Origin of the sequence: Pseudomonas sp. HMSC076A11, from assembly GCF_001810205.1 — a bacterium.
Taxonomy (GTDB): domain Bacteria; phylum Pseudomonadota; class Gammaproteobacteria; order Pseudomonadales; family Pseudomonadaceae; genus Pseudomonas; species Pseudomonas aeruginosa.
Genome location: NZ_KV800280.1, coordinates 1 through 230, shown reverse-complemented (window position 1 = coordinate 230; position 230 = coordinate 1). Strand labels below are relative to the sequence as shown.

The window sequence follows — 230 nt, the reverse complement described above, 5'->3', positions numbered from 1 at the left end:
AAGAGCCGTTCGAGCAAGGGCGGCACGCCGGCCAACTTCAACGAGATCCGCATGGAGGACAAGAAGGGCGCCGAGCAGTTGTTCATCCATGCCGAGAAGAACCAGGACATCGAGGTCGAGAACGACGAGACCCACTGGGTCGGCCACGACCGGACCAAGACCATCGACCACGACGAGACCGTGCACGTGAAGCACGATCGCACCGAGACCGTGGACAACAACGAGACCAT

At 60.9% G+C, this 230-nt stretch carries 1 pseudogene; it reads left to right on the top strand.

Annotated features, from left to right (window positions below):
- Window positions 1-230, top strand: a pseudogene (locus HMPREF2716_RS05550) (type VI secretion system tip protein VgrG); the annotation flags it as partial.